This window comes from Micromonospora sp. NPDC047521, from assembly GCF_055587305.1.
In genome coordinates this window covers 264,071-283,841 of record NZ_JBVJGN010000001.1, presented here as the reverse complement: position 1 = coordinate 283,841, position 19,771 = coordinate 264,071, and the positions used below count along the sequence as shown (strand labels likewise).

Below are 19,771 nucleotides of genomic sequence, written 5' to 3'. Positions count from 1 at the left end.
GGGGGCAAGGGTCCACCCGTCCCACCACCTGTCGCTCCGCCGACCGGCGGGGCGCTGAGATGGCGCCACCTCTGTAGGATCCACGGCGGTTGAGCTAAGGAGTGGCATGCAGCCGGAGAGCCCTTACAGGTACACCCACATGTTGGGCGCGTGTCAGGTCGGTAAGGCCTGGGCCGCGGTGGACGGGCAGGGGCAGTTCGCCACCGTGGCCGTGTTGGACGGGGTCGCCGCGTCCGACGAGCGCTGGCGGGTGGCCTTCGGCAACGCGGCCAACGCACTGGCCCAGGCGGCCGGCGGTCACCGCTACGCGGACGCCGACCTGACCGCCGCCCACCCGTGGGTCGCCTACCGGGCCGAGGAGGGGCACGCGCCGCAGCGGCTCTTCCAGAGCCTCGGCATGGACTACCAGCCGGTGTCCGACCTGCCGGTCTCCGCGCCGCCCACCTCGGCCCCGCCCACCTCCGCGCCGCCCACCGCGCCGGTGTCCGGTGTGCCGCAGCAGGCCAGCGGGCCGCCGCAGTCCCAGACCCCCGAGCTGGTGTCGGAGAAGCCGCAGCTCCCGTGGGCGGTGCACATGTCCCCGGTCTCCGGCCAGCCGGTGTCGGCGTCCGCGCAGCCGGTGTCCGCCGCCCCGCAACAGGTCTCGGCCGCGCCCGCCTCGCCGGCACCTGCCACGCCCACGCCCGTCTCCGCCGCCCCGCAGTCCCCGGCGTACGCCGACAGCGGCCCGTCGGTCCCGCCGTTCGATCCACTCTCGACCTCAGGTGGTCGGCGGATCGCGCCGGTGGCCCGCAAGCCGAAGCGGCCGAACTGGGTCCTTGTCGCGGGCGGGCTGGTGCTCGCCCTGGTCGCCGGCACCGCGGGCTTCTTCATCGGCAGCAGCGGTGGCGGCGACGACAAGCCCACCCCGACGGCCGAGGCCACCCTCGGGCCGTTCGAGACGACGCAGATGTCCATCAACAAGGCCAAGTTCCAGGGTGAGTTGGCGCCGCTGGGCGAGCCCTGGCTGGCGCAGGCGGGCGGTTGCGCGGCCTACGACGAGTTGGGCGCCCCGAAGCTGCAGGCCGACGAGAAGCGGCACGTCTTCTGCCACTTCGGCGGCGCGTTCCTGCACTTCGTGATCTACGCGGGGGCGAAGGAGAAGGACGCGGCGCGGACTTTCCGCCTCCAGCTCAACCTCGCAGCGGGCGCGCTGGCGCCGGGAGTGCGCCAGGCGACGCGTACGAACGGGAACGTGACAGGTGCGCCCGGCAGCTATCTCGAGTACGCGTTCAAGCTGGAGGATGGCCGGACGATGTGCGGGATCTGGTGGGATCGGGACGATTCCCCTGCCGTTACCTACATCGAGGCGCTGTGCGAGGACGGCATCGCCGGCAACTGGGACGCGCTGCGCGACCTGTGGCGGCGCGGCAGCTGACCCGTCGTCACCTGGTCACCGCACGCTGATGACCTGGAATTCGACGGTACCGGCGCGGTTGAAGGTGAGCTGGCGGTAGTGGAAGGCGTCGAAGGGCGCCTGCCACGCCAGTTCGGCGGGGAGAGAGACCAGCAGCGGGCCGTCGGTCAGTGCCTCCGGCAGTCGGAAGGTCCCGTCGTCGGTGCCGACCTGGATCGGTGACCAGTCCTTCAGACCGAGGTGGACCACCGAGGCCAGCATCGAGCTCGGTTCGGGCCGGTAGCGGGCGACGAGAACCTCACCCGGCCCGACCTGCGGCACCGCGACGGGCGTGCCGGCGGTCACCTGCTGGGTGAGGGTGGTCTGCGGTGCCGAGCACCGGTTCTGGCCGCGGTGCAGCACCGACCACCGTTCGGCGCGGGCGCCGACCCGATAATTGCAGGCCAGCGCGAGCAGGTAGCGGGGCGTGTCCCAGCGGATGTTGCGGCCGTCGATGCCGACTGTGGTCTCCTGGAGCACGACCTGGTCGGCCGGCGCGGCGACGAGCGCCTCGGCGTTGAGTTCGTCCAGGTACGGCGTGTACGCCGAGAACGACTGGAACACAGGCACGGGACGCCAGTCCAACTCGTAGGCCCAGTGCAACGTCAGCTCGGCCGGGTCGACGTGCACCTGACGGCCACGGAGGTCGCTGAGGATGTTCTCCGGCAGCCGGTAGGTGTCGCGGGCCCGAGCGCGGGCGGCCTCGACCGAGGTCAGCCGGTATTCGTTGTTGACCAGCAGTTCGGTGCCGGTCCTCCACTGGTTGCGGGCCAGGAACGGGTCGTAGTTCGCGAGGCTGGACGGTGCCATGAGGAACGCCGTGGTGGCGGCCGCCACCACGATCGCGGGACGTCGTACCCAGGTGGCGAAACCGATGAGCAGGAACCCAGCGGCCAGGAAGAACGAGATCTCGTGCGCCGGGTCGTGCCTGGTGAACCCGTGCTTGAAGCCGAACCCGAGCATGACTACCGAGACCACGACGACCGCGGCCGTCGCGACGGCCCGGTGTCGCAGGGCCCCGCGCAGGGCAAGGACGCCGACGATGACTGCGAGGACGCCCGCCACGAGGTACCCGACGACATACTCGCCCTGCTCGATGGCGAGGGCCTCCTGGTAGCCGCTGGAGATCTCCTGGGAGCCGCGGGCCCAGGGCACGATGTCGGTGACTCGTTGCCCGGCGGCGAGCCACAGCGCCAGGAACGTCACCACGAACGTGGCCAGGCATGCCCCGGTGCCGCGGATCAGCTCCCTGATCGACCCGACGCCCACCGCGACGAGGCCGGCCAGGACCAGCAGCACCACACCCTCGGAGAACTTGACCTGGAGCAGCAGGGCCCCGACGGCGGTGAGGAACACGGTCGGAAAGGCGCCCCGCCAGCCGGTCGTCCTCGTGGTCGTCCGCTCGTGCAGCGTCAGGAGAGCGAACAGCAGGCCGGCGTAGACGAGCCGGCCGCCGGGCCCGGCCGGCCCGCTGGCGACAGTGACGGCGAAGGCGATCAGGCCGGCGACGCCTGCGGACAACCGGAGCCTGACGCAGAGGTGGATGGCCCAGTAGAGGACGACCACCGCCGTCATCGAGAACAGGAAACCCAGCACGGCCTGCGGTCGGCTGACATGCTGCGGCCAGTCGAGGAAACCCCACGGGCCGTAGTTGAAGACGATGTCCCTACCGAACCGCAGGTTGTCGGAGACCGCGAAACCGATGCCCGCCTGCCAGCTCGGGTCGAAACCAGGCGCGGGCATCAGCGTGGACGGAACGCCCGCGATGAGGATGGTGAGCCCGAACCAGGCGAGCGCCGCCGGCCCGGGAGATCGTGCGACCACCTCCCGGTACGTCGACCCGATCCGGACCCGGAGCCGGTCGGCGGGAACCGCGGTGACCCGTTCGCGCGAGGTGTCCCCGTCCGCAGGTGTCGGTTCCGCGTCAGCAGCGGATTCGCGGCTGTCCTGCTCGGCTGTCTGCATGCGTCCGTCCAACTGTCGATGTCGGGTGGCTGGGAGGTGCGGCGCGGAATCGTTCATCGTTCGCTGATCACGAAGACCGGCTCGATCCCGCCGGTCACCTGTTCCACGCGGTAGTCGGCCAGCACCGTCTGCCATGCGACGGCCTCCTCGGCGCTGACGTACGACCGGATCAGCCAGATCCGCGCGCCGCCGCGCTGACCGGCCAACCTCAGCGCCTCGTCGACGCCGAGACGGATGCCCGCCACGTCCGTTCCGGGGGCCATGACGACGTCCGACCGGGTGGGCATCTCTACCCACCAGCCGACCGTGTTGCCGAAGGGCGCCACGAGGTCGACCTCGTCGCGCCGGGAGTAGAACGCGAAGCCGTACCACGCCGAGTGGTTCAGGACGACCACGTCGTTCCTCGACCGGTGGGAGTTCACGTACTCCGTCGCCGATCGGACGTCCATCATGGTGACCGGGGTGCGTTCGAGTCCCGGCTCGTCTCCGTCGAACCGGTACCAGGAGCCGTTGTGCAGGCCGAACACCCCGAGCAGGATCGCGCAGACCACAGCGGTCACGACCGTGGAGGGCGTGCGGGGCAGTGCGCGGCCGGCGAGCCGGGCTGCCGAGTTCGCCGCGCCGACGACGCCGATGCCCGCCACCGCCGCCGACGTGACGAAGAAGAAGTGCGAGGTGCGCGGATCCAGCAGTGGATACACCTTCGTGACGCCGAGGATGACCACCGTGACCGGCAGCAGACCCACCGCGGCGGCGGTCGCGGGCCGACCCCGCCTCCCGAGCGTCACGGCGCCGACGATGACCAGAGCGACGACGAGCAGGACGGGAGCGCCGAGGATCGGCGTGAGGTCGTCGGCGCGGTCCGCGAGATAGTCGGGCAGCTCGTCGACCTGGGGAAAGCTGGCGGCCCAGAAGTGTCGCATCGCGTCGGTCCGGGCCCGCGCCGAGATCGCCAGGTAGACGGTCGTCGCGGCACAGGCCGCGACGAACCCGACCACCACCACCTCGGCGACCCGGTCCCACTGCCGCCGCAGGGCGGTGACCAGGAGCAGTCCACCGAACACGCACGGGGCGAGAATGGCGGTCACGTGGCTGAGCAGCATTCCGACACCGACCGTGGCCGCGATCGCGCCGAGCCGCCGGCGCGACCAGGACTGCTCCGTCCACGCGGTGAGCGCGAGCAGGCCGACCGCCACGGCCGCGTCGGCAGAGTACTGCTTGAGATCGTGCCGGACCTGCTGGGCCGGCAGGAGCAGCACCGCCGCTCCGGCGACGAGGCCCGCCACGACCCCCAGCCGCCGGCTCGGCCACCGCGGCAGCCGCCCGAGCGCGTACGCCAGGCCGACGGAGAGCCCGTGGAAGAGGAGCGGGACCACCCGCAGGTCGTCGGAGTCCGGGATGAGTCGCAGCAGAAAGGTCCAGCCCAGCGGGGTCGACGAGGTGGCCACCGGCAGATCGGTGAGCGGGAATCGGACCGAGAGCGCCACCCACGCCTCGTCGAGCCAGTAGGGGGCCGTGAGCATCGTCGGAATGTCGTGGACGACAGGGAGGAACGCGAGCAGCACGGCCACGGCGATCCAGTCGGCGCGCGGCGGACGGCGGCGGGCAGCGGGAGCCGGCCGCACGACGCGACGGCTCACGCGCGCCAGCTGTGCGACCACCCTGATGTCCATCCTGGGAGTGCGGAACGGTCGAGCGTCGTGCCTGGACCGCTGGTACCTGAGGCCGCGCCCGCGCGCTTCGGAAGTGGGAGCGATGACAACCGCCTCAGCTAGCCCGCTCCCGCCGGGCCGGCCGGCGACGGCACCGGCCGCCCACCCGCGTCCGGCCGGGCCGGCACCGGTGATCCGATCAGGCGTGCGGCCCGTCCGTGCCGGCGTGCGGCCCGGGGCAACCCGACAAGGAACTCGGGGAACATGCCGAAAAAGGTCCTGGCGCTGCGCAACTCCAGGGTGTGGGCGTGCGACCACTGGAACGTGTTCGTCGCACGCGCCCAGTGGTGGGTCCAGCGGACGTCACCGAGCAGTGCCACGCAAAGGCCGTGCCGCCACGCCCGCAGCCCGAGTTCGTGGTCCTCGTAGTACAGGAAGAAACGCTCGTTCCACCCGCCGATCGCCCGGAAGTCGCCGGTGCGGGCGGCGACGGCGGCGCCCATCACCCAGGCGACGTACACGGCCTCGCCGGGCCGCGCCACCACCCGGTACCCCGCGTGCATCCGGGACAGCGGCCAGACCTTCCGGTTGCCCAGCTTCGCCGTGGCGTACGGGAATCCCCGGCCGTTGGGCTGCGCGTCGCCCTCGGACGAGAGCAACTGGGGTGCGACCAGGCCACCGTGCGCGTCGAGGTGACGCCGCAGCGCGGTGAGGCCGTCCGGCTGGACCTCCAGGTCCGGGTTCGCGAACAGGACGTAGTCGCCGGTGGCCTCCCGTACACCTACGTTGTTGGCCCGGGAGAAGCCGACGTTCGCCGGCAGTCGGACCACCCGGGCACCCAACTCCTCGGCGACGGCTGCGGAATCGTCGGCGGAGCAGTTGTCCACAACGATCCACTCGTACGGCCGGGCCGCGCCCGCCCAACACCGGCGCAGGGTGTCCGCCGAGTTGTAGGTGACAGTGACGACGCTCCAGTGCTGTGCGGTCATCAGGCTCTCCGAATTCTCAGATAGCCGTACAGGGCTGCGAACCCGAACCGCCGGCCGTCCCACTGCCGACGGGCGGCCCGGCTCTCCACCAGACCCCGCCCGACGCCCCGCAGGAACGGCCACAGCAGGCCCTGGCGGACCCGGCGGGCGGCGAGCGCGAGATGCGCCAGGGCCAGTACCGGAAGGGCGAGCAGCATGAGCGGCCAGGTGAAGGTCCGTGCCGCGACCAGAAGCCGGTTGCGGGCGAGCAGGTACGCCCGGAAGCCCTGGAGCCTGGTGTCGCCCTCGACGCTGTGCCCACCGGCGTGGGGCAGGACGAGGTCCAGCGCGCGGGTCCGCAGACCCGACGCGTACAGCCGGTACGCGAGGTCGGCGTCCTCGCCCCACGCGAAGAGGTGCTCGTAGAACCCGCCGAAGCGGTGGAACAGCTCGGTCGGGAACACGGCCGCGCCACCCGACGGGCCGAGCGGCCCCCGCGACGCGGTCGCGTTCCGGTCGATGAAGAGTGAGATCGGGTTGACGTCGATGCCGACGTACCGTCCACCGTGCATGGCCAGGCCGACGGCGATCGGTACGGCAGGATCCCGCGCGACGGCGGCGCACACCCGGGCCAGCGCGTCCTCGGGCAGCCACACGTCGGGGTTGAGCAGCAGCACGTGGCTCGTGCTCGCGGCCGCCACCGCCAGGTTGCAGCCCGCCGCGAAGCCCGGGTTCGACGAGTCGGGCAGGTACTCGTACCGCTCCTGGTCGAGCCACCCGGCGATGACCTTCTCGCAGCCGTCCTGCGGCCAGTTGTCGGCGAAGACGAACCGCACCGGCAGCCCTTCGGCGCTGCGTACCCAGGTCGGCAACGTCTGGGTGAGCATGTCGCTCGACCGGTAGAGGACGGTGACGACCGTCAGCGTTTCATCCACACCGGCACCCACCTCATCGGCTTGCTGAGCAGGTACAGGGCAATGAGACCGGGCCCCAGGGCGAGCCAGAACGGTTGGACCACCGGATAGAGCTCGTAGACGCCGAAGGTGGCGAGGTAGATGACGAACGCCCGGGCCAGGTGATGCGCGGGGCTCCAACTGAACGCCAGTCGACGGTCGACGAGCCCGACGCAGAGACCCAGCAGGCCCAGGAAGAACATCGCGCCGATCGGTCCGTAGTCCAGCAGCGGTATCGCCACGAACGTCGCGGTGTTCATGTAGAACGGCTTGCTGAGACCGGCCGTGATGGCGTACATGTCGGCGGGGCCGAACAGCCGCTCGCCCACCGACCCGGTGAACGTCACCGTGTACCGGCCCCAGGTCGGCGGATGCTGCTCCCGTACCTCCCAGAGCCGTCCGAACGTCTCGGCCGACGAGCTCAGGGACAGATCGAGGGAGCCGACGCTGGCGTAGAGCGGGCTGGCCCCGTACTGCGCCCGGAACTGGTCCTCGAACTGGCCGGTGCCGGCGAGGGTCCGTTGACCGCCGAGGAAGACCGCCGCACCCACCGCGACGGCCCCGATCACCACGACCACCGCCGACACGCGCAGCCGGTTCTTCCGGCTGATGGTCGCCGAGCGGCGCACCGACAGGGCGGCGACCAGCGCGGGGACGACCCCCAGCAGGACCGAGTTCTTGCTCGCCCCGAGTGCCGCTCCGAACCCGAAGACGACGACCAGGAGGATGTACATCCACCGTCCCCGCGCCTTGCCGGTGAGCGCCCGCAGCAGCGAGATCGCCAGTCCGAGGCCCCAGAACTCCGAGAGCAGCCCGGTCACCAGGTTGGAGCGCAGTCGCAGCACCTCGCGGGCGGCGTCCGGGTTGTCGGCGAACAGCGGCGGCACCTGACCGCGGAACTTCAGCATCGCGCCGAGAACGGCGAGCAGGAGCATGAAGAGAACGAGGACCCGCAGTCGCTTCTCCGAGGGCCAGCGCAACTCGGCCCGCGTCGACTCGACGTCGGTGGGCTCGACGTCGGTGGGCTCCGCGTCCGGAGGCGTCTCGACGTCCGTCGCCGGCCTGCTCGTCGACCTGGTGAACCGGAACCGGCCGGCCGCCAGCCGACGCCCGAGATACCAGGCGAGCAGGAAGCAGGCCGCGTAGAGGCCCAGGATCGGCACCGCGGCGCGGCCCGCCGGCGAGTCGTACGGGCCCGGGATCGTGAGCACGGCGAGGAAGACGAAGCCCCACGCGGCCGTGCAGATGGCGAGCCAGGTATGGGCACGGAAGATCAGGGCCGCCACCGCGAGGAATGCGGCCGCGACACCGAACCCGGTGTGCCAGATGAACACCGCCACGACGACGGCCAGTGCGACCGCCCAGAGCACAAGCATCCGGTTCCGGTCGCTCCCGCTGTTGCTGTTGCTGGTCGTCGTGGTCACCGAAGGGACCTGTACAAGCTCTGCCACCGCTCCACACACCGATCGAAGGCGTACTCATGGGCGTACCACTCGGCCACCCGCTGTCCATCGTCGACCGACCGGCGGTCGACGGCCTCTCGGATCGCCCCGGCCAGCGCGGCGGGCGCGAGGTCCGCCCGGAACGCCAGGGTGCCCGTGGCGTGCCTGGTGACCTCGGCCAGACCGCCGGCCCCGGTGTGCACCACGGGTACGCCCAGGCTGAGCGCCTCCAGGGCGCTGAGCCCGAACGACTCGACCCGGGAGGGCACCACGAGGCAGTCGATCCGTTCGAGGAAATCCGCGGCCGTGACCCGGCCGACGAGGTTGAGGTTCGGCCGGGCGGCGATCGGCAGTGAGCCGGTGCCGGCGACCGTGAAGTCCACATCCGGCAGAAGTGCGGCGATCTCCGGCAGGAGGTCCGCGCCCTTCTCCTGCTCCAACCGGCCGAGGAAGCCGACCACCGGTCGTCGACCCGGCTCCGGCGGGTGCGCGGGCTTCGGGGCCGGCCAGGTGGCGGGCAGCGGGTTGGGGATCAGGTGGATGTTCGTGACCCGGCCGCGTTCGCGCAGCTCGGTGGCCTCGAACTCGGACACCGCGACGGTGGCGTGCGGTCGCACGCGACGCATCGCCAGGTCCAGCGTGATGTTGGACTGGATGAGGGCCTTCTGCCGCAGCGACCCGGCGGTGTCCCGGTACTGCCAGAGGCTGTTGTGCAGGGTGACGACGAGCGGGGTCCGGTGACGCTCCATGCTCAGCGCCGCTCGGCAGTGCATCGCGGCGGACAGCAGGTGGGCGCAGACCACGTCCGGCCGCACCTCGTTCACCAGGCGGCGGATCTCGCGGGCGTACGACAGGTCGATCCGGCTCGTCGCGCCGAGCCCGGTCCACGGCACACCTGCGTCGCGCAGCGCGCCGCCCACCTCGTCGTCGGAGGTCGCGGCGACGACGTCGACGCCCGTCCGGGCGTGCGCTGGAATGATCTCGGTGAGGATGCGTTCGGCGCCGCCGAGCTGCCGCCGGCCGGAGCCGCCGGTGGTGCACACGAACAACACCTTCACGAGGCACGCAGCCCCTCGACGGCGCCACGGGCGATGGCGCGGCGGACCGGGTTACCGCCCACAGCGGCGCGCAGCAGCACCCCGCACACGTACGCCGTCGTGGCGATTCGGCCTCGTCGGCCGTCCATGTCCCGGCTGGCCCGGATGAACTCCCGGGTACGGCGTTGGGAGATCTCCTCGTCGGACCAGCGCCGCTTGGCTGTCGCGTCGTCCTCGTGCGTGACCACGGCGTCCGGCACGTACGCCAGCCGCAAGCCCTGCTGGCGCACCGCCCAGCAGAGCCGCATGTCCTCGGAGTAGAAGAAGGACGTCTCGTCGACGCCACCGATCGCGTCGAAGGTGCTGCGGCGCAGGGCGACGAAGGGGCCGGTCATCCAGTCGGCCTTCTCCGGCGGCGCGACGATCCGCAGGTTCGGCAGCACGAGGCTCAACCCGGTGGCATGGGCGAAGCCGACGCCCATGCTGAGGAACCGCCCGCCCTCGGTCTGGGACACACCCGCCGGGGTCAGCACACCGGGGAACGCGGCACCCACGCTCGGGTCGTTTAGGGCGGCCACCAGCCTGGTGACCGCGTCGGCGTGCACGACGATGTCGTTGTTGGAGAGGATCAGGTTCGCCCGGGTCGTGTGACGTACGCCGAGGTTCATCCCCCGCGCGTACCCGAGGTTCGAGCCGGACTGCACGTACCTGACGCCGCGCTCGGCGCAGAACCCGCTCAGGGCCTCCCGCACGGGCGTGGAGCTGCCATTGTCCACGACGACGATCTCCGCCTCCGGGGGCAGCGACAGGACACAGGCGCGGGTGCGCTCGACGTCCTCCCACGCGAGGACAACGATCGAGACATCCATGTCAAACCGTCCCTCGGTCGGGTGACTGCGCCCGTCGCAGGCCCGCTCGGGAGGCGAACGCGTGAACGTTGTAGGCGAGCGTCGAGGCGAGGGCCGCGCCGATGACGCCGGCCCACGGGATGATCGCAAAGTAGGCGGGGATCGCGACCGCGAGGGTGATCATGGCGACGACCGTTGTCGCCCGCTCGCCCCGCTTCTTCAGCAGCAGGGCGCTCCAGCTCTTACCGGCGGCGGTGGCGAGCGAACCGGGCAGCAGGACGAGGCCGAGAACCCAGGCGTGCCGGTACTCCGGCCGCAGGTAGCCCAGCACGGCGAGCCCGAGCACAGCCGCCAGTGCGATCGGCAGGGCCGCCCTGACCACGGCCCGGGTGGGGTCGGGCCCGTCGGCGCCGTCCCGGTCGGCGAGGATCCGCTGCGCGCGTACGACGGCGCCCGCCTGCGCGAACTCCAACGCGGCGACGGCCAGGGCGTAGACGCCGAGTGGTCCGGCGCCGACGAACCTGGCCACCAGGATCTGGTTGAACCGGAGCGTCATCATCTGGGCGAAGATCCCGAGGTGGAGGTTGCCGACGGCGGCCAGGTCGGCCCGGTAGTCCGACACGGTGGCCTGCGGCGTCGGCGTCGGCCCGATCCGCCGGGCCATGCCCAGCACCAGGGCGCACACGGCCAGCGCGCTGAGCCACTGCACAGCGAGCCACACCGTGCTCCACAGGCCGCCGTCCAGCTGCCCGGCGAGATAGAGGGCGACGTAGCCGCCGACCAGAACCGCCCCGCTCGCCGCGCGCATCGAGTAGACGAGCAGGAAGCTCCTGCGCCGCAACGCGATCGACGAGACCGTGTTGAAGATGGTCAGACCCACGGCCGACCCGACCCCGACCAGGTAGCTGCCGATGCCGGCCACTGCGGTGAGCAGTCCGGCGGCCACCGCGGACAGCACGATCGACGCCCCCACCATGGCGAGAACCCACCGACGGCCACGGGAGAACACCCAGCCCCCGGGGCGGGAGAGCAGGAAGGTGTCGAGCGACAGACCACCTATCGCCGCGCCGAGCGTCGCGCTGACCATGTTCGCGGAGAGTTCGCCGCGCTCCGCCGCCGGCAGCGCCACCGACAGCACTGCGGCCAGGCCGGTCAGGCCGAGAGCGCCGATGTAGAGACGCTCGGGTGCGACGAGCCGCCGGAACAGATCAGCCGCGCGCCGGCCGGGGGACTGTGTCGTGTCAGCGCCCGGTGACGGCGGAGCGGCCTTGACCAGCGACACGCCGTTTCGCCCCCCATATTGCGATACGCGCAGTGCGACGAGTCGTGCGCCGCTGGTGATTTCTACCGGACGGCCGCCGCGCCTGCAATCGCCCGGGTGGCCGACCGCAGCCCCCGAATCGTCAACGCCCGCCGCCACGGAACACCTCCGCGACAGTACGCAGCACCACCTTGACGTCCAACCACAGTGACCAGTTCTCGATGTAGTAGTTGTCGAACCGGGCCCGGTCCGAGATCGGAGTGTCGCCCCGCAGGCCGCTGACCTGCGCGAGGCCGGTGAGCCCGACGGGGACGCGGTGCCGTGCCGCGTAGGTCGGGTACTCGGCGGAGAACTTCTCGACGAAGTACGGCCGCTCCGGCCGGGGACCTACCACGCTCATGTCGCCGCGAAGGATGTTCCACAGCTGGGGCAACTCGTCGAGTGAGGTCCGGCGCAGGAACCGGCCGATCGGCCCGACCCGGTGGTCGTCCGCGATCGACCAGGTGGTCTGCGACTCGTGCTCGTTCACCGGCCGCATGGTCCGGAACTTGACGACGTTGAACGGCTTGCCGTACCTGCCGATCCGCTCCTGGTGGAAGAAGATCCCCGGGCCGCCGTCGACGAACGTGGCGATCGTGCAGAGCAGCAGCAGCGGACTCAACAGGATGAGGGCGAACGCCGCGAACACGATGTCGGAAGCCCTCTTGATCGCCCAGCGGGGTCCGGTGAGCGCGATGTCCCTGATCTTGACGATCGGGAACGCTCCGATGTGGTCGGGGTAGCCGCTGTGCGAGCGGGACCCCCACAGGCGGGGCACCGCCCAGAGGTCGCATCGGGAGCTGTGGGGACGCAGCAGGGTCTCCATCAGCGTGGACTCGTGGCAGTCCGGATCGGCGATGACGAGCACCTCGCACTCCAGCAACCGGACGAGGTGTTCGAGGTCGGAGAGGGTGCCGCTCAACGGCAGCACCACTGTGTCCTGACGGGACGGGGCGTCGACGCAGCCGACGAACCGCAGGCCGTACTGCGGGTAGCGGCGCAGCAGGCGGGCGAGTTCGACGCCGATCGGCCCACCGCCGACGATTATCGCGTTGTGCTCCGCCCAGCGACGCTTGCGGGACAGGACGGTGAACGCCCGACTGGCCGCCCGCCCGAGGATCACGAGGCCCGCCGACAGCGCGACACCCCTCATGAACCCGCCCACGTAGGTCACCGACGAGTGACGCTCCGCCGCGATGATCGCCACGATCGCGGCGGAGGCCAGCAGGCGCCCGCAGAGGACGGGCAGCTCGTCCAGGATGCTCACGTGCCGGCGCGGCCGGTAGAGGCCCCCGGCCGCGAAGAGGGCCACCGTCAGCGCGGCGTTCGCCAGTGTGCCCTTCCAGTAGTCGTGGCTCAGCGCCAGCGGGGCGACGAGTGCGACGACGTCAACGGGGGCGGTCACCATCCATGCCCGCAGGCACCGGGTACGCGACGACGTGCGGGAACGGGCGTACGGAAGGACGGCCGTGGTGCTCAGGCCGGCCGGCTCCGCCCCGGTCTCCGGCTGCCGGGTCTGGGGCACGGGGGATGGGCTGGTCGTCGGCTGGCTTGACACTGTGAACCTCCCCGTGATCGCCCGTGTGGAGACCGCGACCAGAACGGCTACCCAACGTCAGCTCGGCCGGGACACGCCACCGTGGTCGGCGGGCACTACTGCGCGGCGGACAGAATCTCCGGCACGTTGTCGCTCCGGACCGCCTCGAAGACCCGTGCGGCCTTCTCCTTGTCGGCCAGGACCACGCTCTCGCCGCCGATCGTTCCGGTGCCCTTCGTGGGGCAGGTCAGGAACGTCAGGTTGCCGCTGCGCAGCTCCCGAAGGTCGGTGGCCAGATCCAGCAGGTTCAGCGACTTGTCCACCGCCACCGCGTCCGCCGTCGCCTTGACGAACGAGTTGAGTTTGGCCGGGTTGGCGAGCGTGCCACCGGACGCGGCCTTGTCCAGGATCGCCTTGATGACCTGCTGCTGATGCCGGATGCGGGCGAAGTCGCCGTCGGCGAAGGCGTGGCGTTCCCGGGCGTAGTCGAGAGCCGCGGCGCCGTCCATCCGCTGTCGACCGGCGGCGAACGTCCGGCTGCCGTTGAGCGCGTACAGCGTGGTGAAGCCCTTCTCGACGTCCACCTCGATGCCGCCCAGGGCGTCCACGATCTCCTTGAAACCGCCGAAGTCGACGATCGTGACGTGGTCGACGCGGACGCCCGTGAACTTCTCCACCGTCTGCACCATCAGCGGAATCCCACCCCAGGCGAACGACGCGTTGATCTTCGCGTCCCGTCCGCCGCGACCCTGCGGCGACTTCGGCACGTTCACCCAGGTGTCGCGGGGGATCGAGATGAGCTGGGCGCTGGAGTGGTCCTTCGGAATGTGGGCCAGGATGATGGTGTCGGTCCGGGAGCCCGAGTCGCTCTCCGGGTCCCGCGAGTCGCTGCCCAGGATCATGATGTTCATGGCGCCCTTGGCCTTCTCGACCACCGGCGGGCGATCGGCCTCCGGTACGCCGTCGAAGGCGTCCACACGCTCGATCCCGTTGTTCACCGAACGGTAGTAGAGCCCTCCGGCGAGCACGCCGCCACCGGCGAGCAGCACCAGAACCGCGAGGGTGATCAGCAGGGTCTTCTTCCACCGGCGACGCTTCGGTGGCGCCACAGGCGTCGGCTCCGATGGTGGCTGTGCCTCGATGAACTGGGTCTCGGGCTCCGCGTCCCCCTGGCGATACCGCATGAACTCCGATGCTACTGATCGCGGGTGCCGCTCACGTACCCCGGAGGCGGTCCACATGGGTCCGTTTGACGACTGAAATCTTTTTCCGACAAGTGGTGCCCCGGAACTGGTATGAAACAGCCGTGGATCCATCGAAGCTGCGCCGGGCCATCGCCCGTACGCCTCTCGCGCCCGTCGCCGCCTTCCCCAAGCGGTTCGCCCGGGTCGCCCGCCACGACGCGCGCGTGCTCCGCGTCTCCGCCCGCTGGCTGGTGACGTCCCGCGAGCACCACAACTACACGTACGAGCTGACCAAGCTCAGCCGCCAGCACCTGGCCTGGTTCGTCAGCGTGGTCTGCGACCAGCCGGTCAAGCAGGTCCGCGCGTGGATCGACGAGATCGAGTCCGACCAGGCGCTGCGCGAGCACATCGAGCGGGCCACCGCAGGCGCCGCCCGCCGTGGCCTCGCCGACAGGCGCGTGCGCTACGCCCGCCGGGTCGGCTGGTACGCGATCGTCCGCGCCACCCGACCCGCGCACGTGGTCGAGACAGGCGTCGACAAGGGGCTGGGCACCTGCGTCCTGGCCGCCGCCCTGCTGCGCAACGCGCAGGAGGGGCACCCCGGTCGGGTCACCTCGCTGGACATCAACCCGGAGGCCGGCTACCTCGCCGCCGGCGCGCCCTGGTCCGAGGTCGTCGACCTGGTGATCGGCGACTCGATCACCTCGATCGGGGCACTCGACCGGCAGGTCGACCTGTTCCTGCACGACAGCGACCACAGCCGCGCCCACGAGAAGCGCGAGTTCGACGTGGTGGAGCCGAAGCTCGCCCCCGGAGCGATCCTGCTCACCGACAACGTCACAAGCACCAACGTGCTCGCCGAGCACGCCGAGCGCACCGGCCGACGGTTCCTCGCCTACCGGGAGAGCCCGGCCGACCACTGGTATCCGGGCGACGGCATCGGCGTGGCATGGTAGCCGGGTGCGGCTGAGCTCGATCCACACGTACCCGGTCAAGGGCTGTCACCGGGTCGACCACGACGGCGCGTTGGTGCAGGCGTGGGGCCTGGCCGGCGACCGGCGCTGGATGGTGGTGGACGCCGACGGCGTCGGCGTCACCCAGCGGGAGACGACCCGGCTGGTCGACCTGCGCGCAGGCGTGCGCCCTGGTGGTCTGACGCTGCGCGCCGACGGGCGGCCCGACCTCGACGTGCCCGAGCCGGCCGGTGGCGAGCAGGTGCTGGTGCGGACCTTCCGCGGACGCGAGCTGTCCGTCCCCGCCGTGGCGGCTGGTCCGGTGGCCGACGCCTGGCTCGGCGCGCTGCTCGGCCGGCAGGTCCGGCTGGTCTGGCTGGCCCGACCGACCCGCCACCTGGCCGCCGGGAGCCGTGAGTACGACACCGGCGACCAGGTCAGCTTCGCCGACGCCTACCCCCTGCTGCTGACGAACACCGCCTCGCTCGACGCGCTCAACGGCTGGCTGGCCGAGGCGGGGGAGGAGCCGGTGCCGATGACCCGGTTCCGGCCCAACCTGGTGGTCGACGGAGCGCCGGCCTGGGCCGAGGACGGCTGGGCCGGCCGGTCGCTGCGCGTCGGCGGCCTGCTGATGCGCGCCGCCGGGCCGTGCGACCGCTGCGTGGTGACCACCACCGACCAGGAGACCGGGGTACGCGCGAAGGAGCCCCTGCGCACCCTCGCGCGCCACCGCAGAATCGACAGGAAGCTCCTGTTCGGACTGCACCTCGTGCCTGTCGACAGTGGACCGCTGGCGGTGGGCGACCGGGTGGTCGTCGAGCCCTGACCGGCGGGCCTGTCGCCGCCGGCACGTCCCGGTCACCGTCCGTCGACGCTGTCTTAGCTTTGGCTTAGCCCGCTTGTCCGGGTGCTCACACCTCCGGCACCATCGCCGTCGTGACGGACGGAAGCGCTCCCGCGGTCGTCGACATCGACATCGACCTGGACCGGGTTCCCGACGACCGGCCCGCGACCTCGTCCGGTCCGCTGTCCTGGCTGGTCGCCGCCGGCGTCACGGTCCTCGCGGCGACGCTCGGGCTCAGCCTGGCGCTGCGCTCCGGCTCGGCCCCGGCCTGCGCGGCCGGCCGCACCCTCGGCGCCGCGCCGCCCACCGGCACCGCCACCGCCACGCACAGCGGCAAGGCCACCTTCTACGACTCCAACGGCGCCGGCGGCAACTGCTCGAACCCGGCCGCGCCCGCCAACCGGCTCTACGTCGCGCTCGGCCCGAGCGAGTACGCGGCGGGCGCCGCCTGCGGCGGATTCCTCGACGTCACCGGCCCGAAGGGCACTGTCCGGGTGCTCATCATGGACCAGTGCCCGGAGTGCGAACCCGGGCATCTCGACCTGTCCCGGGAGGCGTTCGCCCGGATCGCCAACCCGGTCCAGGGCCTCGTCCCGGTCACCTACCGCGCGGTGGTCAACCCGCCGCTGCCCGGCCCTCTCACCTTCCGGCTCAAGGAGGGCGCGTCGCAGTTCTGGTTCGCCGTCCGGGTCGGCAACCACGGCAACCCGTTGCGCGCCGTCGAGGTCCGCCAGGGCGACAGCGGCCCGTGGCGGTCGACAGCCCGGCAGGACTACAACTACTGGCTGATTCCCTCAGGCGCCGGAGCCGGGCCGTTCAGCGTCCGGGTCAGCGACGTGTACGGCAACCGGGTCACCGCCTCGGGGATCCGGATGGCGCCCGGCCAGGTCCAGACCAGCGCGGTCCGGATGTACGGGCCCGGCCCGTCGACCAGTTCGCGGAAGTCCGCCTCGGCCCGACCGTCCGCCACCCGGGCCGCCGGTACGCCGACGCCGGCCCGCCGCGCGGCCGAGGTCGCGGTGGCGAGCGCGCCGCCGGCCGAAACGCCGTCCACCCGCCCGGCCGGGGCGACCGCCCGCTGGTGTGGCTGACCGGTCAGCCGGTAGGTGTGAGGTCGCGCCACATCAGGATCTCGTCCCGGTCGTCGCCGGGCGCGACGCGCAGCGCTCCCGGCAGCCGGCCGATCTCCCGGTACCCGAGGCGGCGGTAGAACCCGTCCAGCCCCAACCCGCCGCGCACCGTCAGGTGCAACGCTTCGTGGCCCATCTTCCGACCCAGCCGGTCGGCCTCGCGCATCAACTCCGCTCCGTACCCGGTGCCCTGGGTGTCCGGGTGGACCATCACCCGCTTCAGCACACACCAGTGCGCCTTCAGCGGGAATCTGTTGTCGCAGAAGATCAGCATGGCGACCAGCCGGTCACCCGCGTACCCGAGCAGCAGCCGGTCCGGCCCCTCGGCGATGCCCGCGAAGGTCGGGTCGGCGACCGTACGGACGTCGGCGGGGGTGACCGGCGGCACGAAACCCACAGCGCCGCCAGCGTTGCTGACGTCCGTCCAGAGGGCGACGATCTCGGCGCGCAGTCGCGGAGTCAGGTAGGGGTCGAGGACGAAGCGCAGACTCACGCCGCTCATCCTGACCCGGCGACCAGGCCCGCGACCTCGGATCGTGACGCGCCCGACAACCACCGCGCGGGGGCGCGTGCTCGTTGACCTGTGCGGGAGAGGGGATTCGAACCCCTACGCCCTTTCGGACAATAGGACCTAAACCTATCGCGGCTGCCGTTACGCCACTCCCGCCAACCCGCTGAGTCTAGAGCGTCCTGCCACGACGGTGTCGAGCCCGGGCGTCTCCGCTGCTCCCGGTCAGTCCAGGCCGAGGTCGCGGCGGAGCTTGGCGACGTGCCCGGTGGCCTTGACGTTGTAGAGCGCCCGTTCGACCTTGCCGTCGCCGTCGATGACGAAGGTCGAGCGGATCACCCCGGTCACGGTCTTGCCGTAGAGCTGCTTCTCGCCGTACGCGCCGTACGCGGTCAGCACCGCCTTGTCGACGTCCGACACCAGCGGGAAGGTGATCGCGTCCCGGTCGCGGAACTTCGCGAGCTTCTCCGGCTTGTCCGGGGAGATGCCGACGACCTCGTAGCCGGCCGCCTGGAGGGAGGCGAGCGAGTCGCGGAAGTCGCAGGCCTGCTTGGTGCAGCCGGGGGTCATGGCCGCCGGGTAGGCGTACAGGACGACCTTGCGGCCGCGCAGGTCGGCGAGGGAGAGCTGGTCGCCGGTGTCGGTGGGCAGGGTCCACTCGGGGGCGGGGTCACCGGGGGAGAGGCGGTCGGGCGTGGTCATGGCCCGACCCTACCGCCGGGTCGGGCCGTGCCGTCGCCGCCGACGCACCACCGGCGCGAGCGGCTGCGGCCCCGGGCAGCCCGAGGTGATCAACGCCATGCCTTGTTGCCAGAGTCTGGCAACAACGAGGTTGGGGAAATAGGCTGACCCCGTCGGCCCCGCACGGGTCCGCTGACGCGTGGGAGGTCGCGTGGAAACACTGGCGATGCACATCTCGAACGGGATCATCAACGGTCCCGTCGCGGGGGTCTTCGCGGCACTCGCACTTGCCGCGCTCACCTTCTGCGTCCTGCGCGCCCGGCGCGACCTGGACGACCGGCTGGCACCGATGGCGGGCCTGGTGGCCGCGTTCATCTTCGCCGTCCAGATGCTCAACTTCCCGATCTTCACGGCCGGGGTCAGCGGTCACCTGCTCGGTGGCGCGCTCGCCGCGATGCTCGTCGGCCCGTGGGTCGGCGCACTCTGCGTGGCAGTCGTCCTCGTCGTCCAGGCGCTGATCTTCGGCGACGGCGGCGTGGCGATGCTCGGCCTCAACATCACCAACATGGCGCTGCTCGGCACCGCGGCGGCGTACCTGCTCATCGCCCTGCTGCTGCGGGTGCTTCCCCGTACGCCCGCCGGCCTGGCGGTGACCGCCTTCGTCGCCGCCATGCTCAGCGTGGTCGTCGCGTCCCAGGGCTTCGTCGTGCAGTACTGGCTCGGCGGCACCACCGACCTGGGCGGCAACCTGGCCGGGCTGGCCGGCACGATGGCCGGCGTCCACCTGCTCATCGGCATCGGCGAGGGCCTGATCACCGCGACCACTGTGCTCACCGTCGCGAAGGTGCGCCCCGACCTGGTGTACGCGCTGCGCTCCCTGCGTACGCCCGCCGCTCCCGTCGTCCCGGTCGCCGGAGGTGTCCGATGAAGAACCGTTCCTGGGCCTTCCTGGCCGGCGGCCTGCTGGTCGCCCTGCTGCTCGCCGGAGTGGTGAGCAACTACGCCTCGTCCCACCCGGACGGGCTCGATTCGTCACTGCTCAAGGGCTGCACGGTCGACGCCGACGACAACATCGTCGCCGGCAGCTGCCCGGCCCAGCAGGCGAAGGACCACGAGTTGGCTGACAGCCCGCTCGCCGACTACGGCGTACGCGGCGTGGAGAACAGCTTCCTCTCCACGGGCCTGTCCGGGGTCCTCGGTGTGCTGGTGACGTTCGCGATCGGCGTCGGCGGTTTCTGGCTGCTGCGCCGCCGGGGCACCACGCCTACCGACGGCGACGCGACGCCCGCCGACGGCGACGCGACGGCGACCCGCGCCGAAGCCACGAACTGAGC

At 71.5% G+C, this 19,771-nt stretch carries 18 protein-coding genes and 1 tRNA gene; 6 read left to right on the top strand and 13 right to left on the bottom strand.

The genetic code is table 11. The features are described from left to right. Nucleotides 1-106: 106 nt before the first annotated feature. On the top strand, nucleotides 107-1,417 hold the full coding sequence (locus ACZ6N8_RS01330; RefSeq protein WP_466006810.1) for a hypothetical protein: 1,311 nt from the start codon (nucleotides 107-109) through the stop codon (nucleotides 1,415-1,417). A gap of 15 nt (nucleotides 1,418-1,432) precedes the next feature. Here the strand turns inward: ACZ6N8_RS01330 and ACZ6N8_RS01325 are convergent, their stop codons facing one another. The 10 genes from ACZ6N8_RS01325 to ACZ6N8_RS01280 all read right to left on the bottom strand — a co-directional run bounded on the left by ACZ6N8_RS01325 (nucleotide 1,433) and on the right by ACZ6N8_RS01280 (nucleotide 14,321). After that, the gene (locus ACZ6N8_RS01325) at nucleotides 1,433-3,400 is read right to left on the bottom strand and encodes a hypothetical protein (protein WP_466006809.1); all 1,968 of its coding nucleotides are present in this window, start codon (nucleotides 3,398-3,400) and stop codon (nucleotides 1,433-1,435) included. Nucleotides 3,401-3,453: 53 nt separating this feature from the next. After that, a complete protein-coding gene (locus tag ACZ6N8_RS01320; RefSeq protein ID WP_466006808.1) occupies nucleotides 3,454-5,040 on the bottom strand; it encodes a hypothetical protein in 1,587 nt (528 codons plus the stop codon). A gap of 131 nt (nucleotides 5,041-5,171) precedes the next feature. Next, entirely contained in the window at nucleotides 5,172-6,041 is an 870-nt protein-coding gene (locus ACZ6N8_RS01315) for a glycosyltransferase family 2 protein (RefSeq protein WP_466006806.1), read from the bottom strand. Continuing rightward, nucleotides 6,041-6,955, bottom strand: a complete 915-nt coding sequence (locus ACZ6N8_RS01310; RefSeq protein ID WP_466006805.1) for a glycosyltransferase family 2 protein — start codon at nucleotides 6,953-6,955, stop codon at nucleotides 6,041-6,043. The genes ACZ6N8_RS01315 and ACZ6N8_RS01310 overlap by 1 nt, the downstream gene beginning before the upstream one ends. After that, nucleotides 6,940-8,397, bottom strand: a complete 1,458-nt coding sequence (locus ACZ6N8_RS01305) for a hypothetical protein (protein ID WP_466006804.1) — start codon at nucleotides 8,395-8,397, stop codon at nucleotides 6,940-6,942. Before ACZ6N8_RS01305 ends, ACZ6N8_RS01310 begins: the two co-directional genes overlap by 16 nt. Next, a complete protein-coding gene (locus tag ACZ6N8_RS01300; RefSeq protein ID WP_466006802.1) occupies nucleotides 8,394-9,458 on the bottom strand; it encodes a glycosyltransferase family 4 protein in 1,065 nt (354 codons plus the stop codon). The genes ACZ6N8_RS01305 and ACZ6N8_RS01300 overlap by 4 nt, the downstream gene beginning before the upstream one ends. Nucleotides 9,459-9,469: 11 nt before the next feature. After that, nucleotides 9,470-10,321, bottom strand: coding sequence for a glycosyltransferase family 2 protein (locus tag ACZ6N8_RS01295; RefSeq protein ID WP_466006801.1), 852 nt, complete (start codon nucleotides 10,319-10,321; stop codon nucleotides 9,470-9,472). Nucleotide 10,322: 1 nt separating this feature from the next. Next, nucleotides 10,323-11,582: a lipopolysaccharide biosynthesis protein gene (locus ACZ6N8_RS01290; protein WP_466006800.1), complete on the bottom strand. Its 1,260-nt coding sequence runs from the start codon at nucleotides 11,580-11,582 to the stop codon at nucleotides 10,323-10,325. A 121-nt stretch (nucleotides 11,583-11,703) separates the two neighbouring features. Further along, the gene (locus tag ACZ6N8_RS01285; RefSeq protein ID WP_466007281.1) at nucleotides 11,704-13,008 is read right to left on the bottom strand and encodes a sugar transferase; all 1,305 of its coding nucleotides are present in this window, start codon (nucleotides 13,006-13,008) and stop codon (nucleotides 11,704-11,706) included. A gap of 245 nt (nucleotides 13,009-13,253) precedes the next feature. Next, nucleotides 13,254-14,321, bottom strand: a complete 1,068-nt coding sequence (locus tag ACZ6N8_RS01280; protein ID WP_466006799.1) for an LCP family protein — start codon at nucleotides 14,319-14,321, stop codon at nucleotides 13,254-13,256. 122 nt (nucleotides 14,322-14,443) lie between these two features. Between ACZ6N8_RS01280 and ACZ6N8_RS01275 the strand changes: the two genes are divergently transcribed. The 3 genes from ACZ6N8_RS01275 to ACZ6N8_RS01265 all read left to right on the top strand — a co-directional run bounded on the left by ACZ6N8_RS01275 (nucleotide 14,444) and on the right by ACZ6N8_RS01265 (nucleotide 17,209). After that, nucleotides 14,444-15,277, top strand: a complete 834-nt coding sequence (locus ACZ6N8_RS01275; protein WP_466006797.1) for a class I SAM-dependent methyltransferase — start codon at nucleotides 14,444-14,446, stop codon at nucleotides 15,275-15,277. A gap of 4 nt (nucleotides 15,278-15,281) precedes the next feature. Next, nucleotides 15,282-16,100, top strand: a complete 819-nt coding sequence (locus ACZ6N8_RS01270) for an MOSC domain-containing protein (protein WP_466006795.1) — start codon at nucleotides 15,282-15,284, stop codon at nucleotides 16,098-16,100. Between the two features lie 110 nt (nucleotides 16,101-16,210). Further along, nucleotides 16,211-17,209 (top strand): expansin EXLX1 family cellulose-binding protein, encoded by a 999-nt coding sequence (locus ACZ6N8_RS01265; protein ID WP_466006794.1) that lies wholly within the window; start codon nucleotides 16,211-16,213, stop codon nucleotides 17,207-17,209. 4 nt (nucleotides 17,210-17,213) lie between these two features. Here the strand turns inward: ACZ6N8_RS01265 and ACZ6N8_RS01260 are convergent, their stop codons facing one another. From ACZ6N8_RS01260 to bcp, 3 genes are all read right to left on the bottom strand, one after another. Continuing rightward, on the bottom strand, nucleotides 17,214-17,741 hold the full coding sequence (locus ACZ6N8_RS01260; protein WP_466006792.1) for a GNAT family N-acetyltransferase: 528 nt from the start codon (nucleotides 17,739-17,741) through the stop codon (nucleotides 17,214-17,216). Nucleotides 17,742-17,832: 91 nt separating this feature from the next. Continuing rightward, nucleotides 17,833-17,915, bottom strand: a tRNA-Leu gene (locus ACZ6N8_RS01255). Between the two features lie 66 nt (nucleotides 17,916-17,981). Then, nucleotides 17,982-18,458, bottom strand: a complete 477-nt coding sequence (bcp, locus tag ACZ6N8_RS01250) for a thioredoxin-dependent thiol peroxidase (protein ID WP_139583483.1) — start codon at nucleotides 18,456-18,458, stop codon at nucleotides 17,982-17,984. A gap of 190 nt (nucleotides 18,459-18,648) precedes the next feature. On the opposite strand from bcp, the gene ACZ6N8_RS01245 reads away from it, so the two are divergent. Beyond that, the gene (locus ACZ6N8_RS01245) at nucleotides 18,649-19,365 is read left to right on the top strand and encodes an energy-coupling factor ABC transporter permease (protein WP_466006791.1); all 717 of its coding nucleotides are present in this window, start codon (nucleotides 18,649-18,651) and stop codon (nucleotides 19,363-19,365) included. Continuing rightward, nucleotides 19,362-19,769, top strand: a complete 408-nt coding sequence (locus ACZ6N8_RS01240) for a PDGLE domain-containing protein (RefSeq protein ID WP_466006790.1) — start codon at nucleotides 19,362-19,364, stop codon at nucleotides 19,767-19,769. The genes ACZ6N8_RS01245 and ACZ6N8_RS01240 overlap by 4 nt, the downstream gene beginning before the upstream one ends. Nucleotides 19,770-19,771 lie beyond the last annotated feature (2 nt).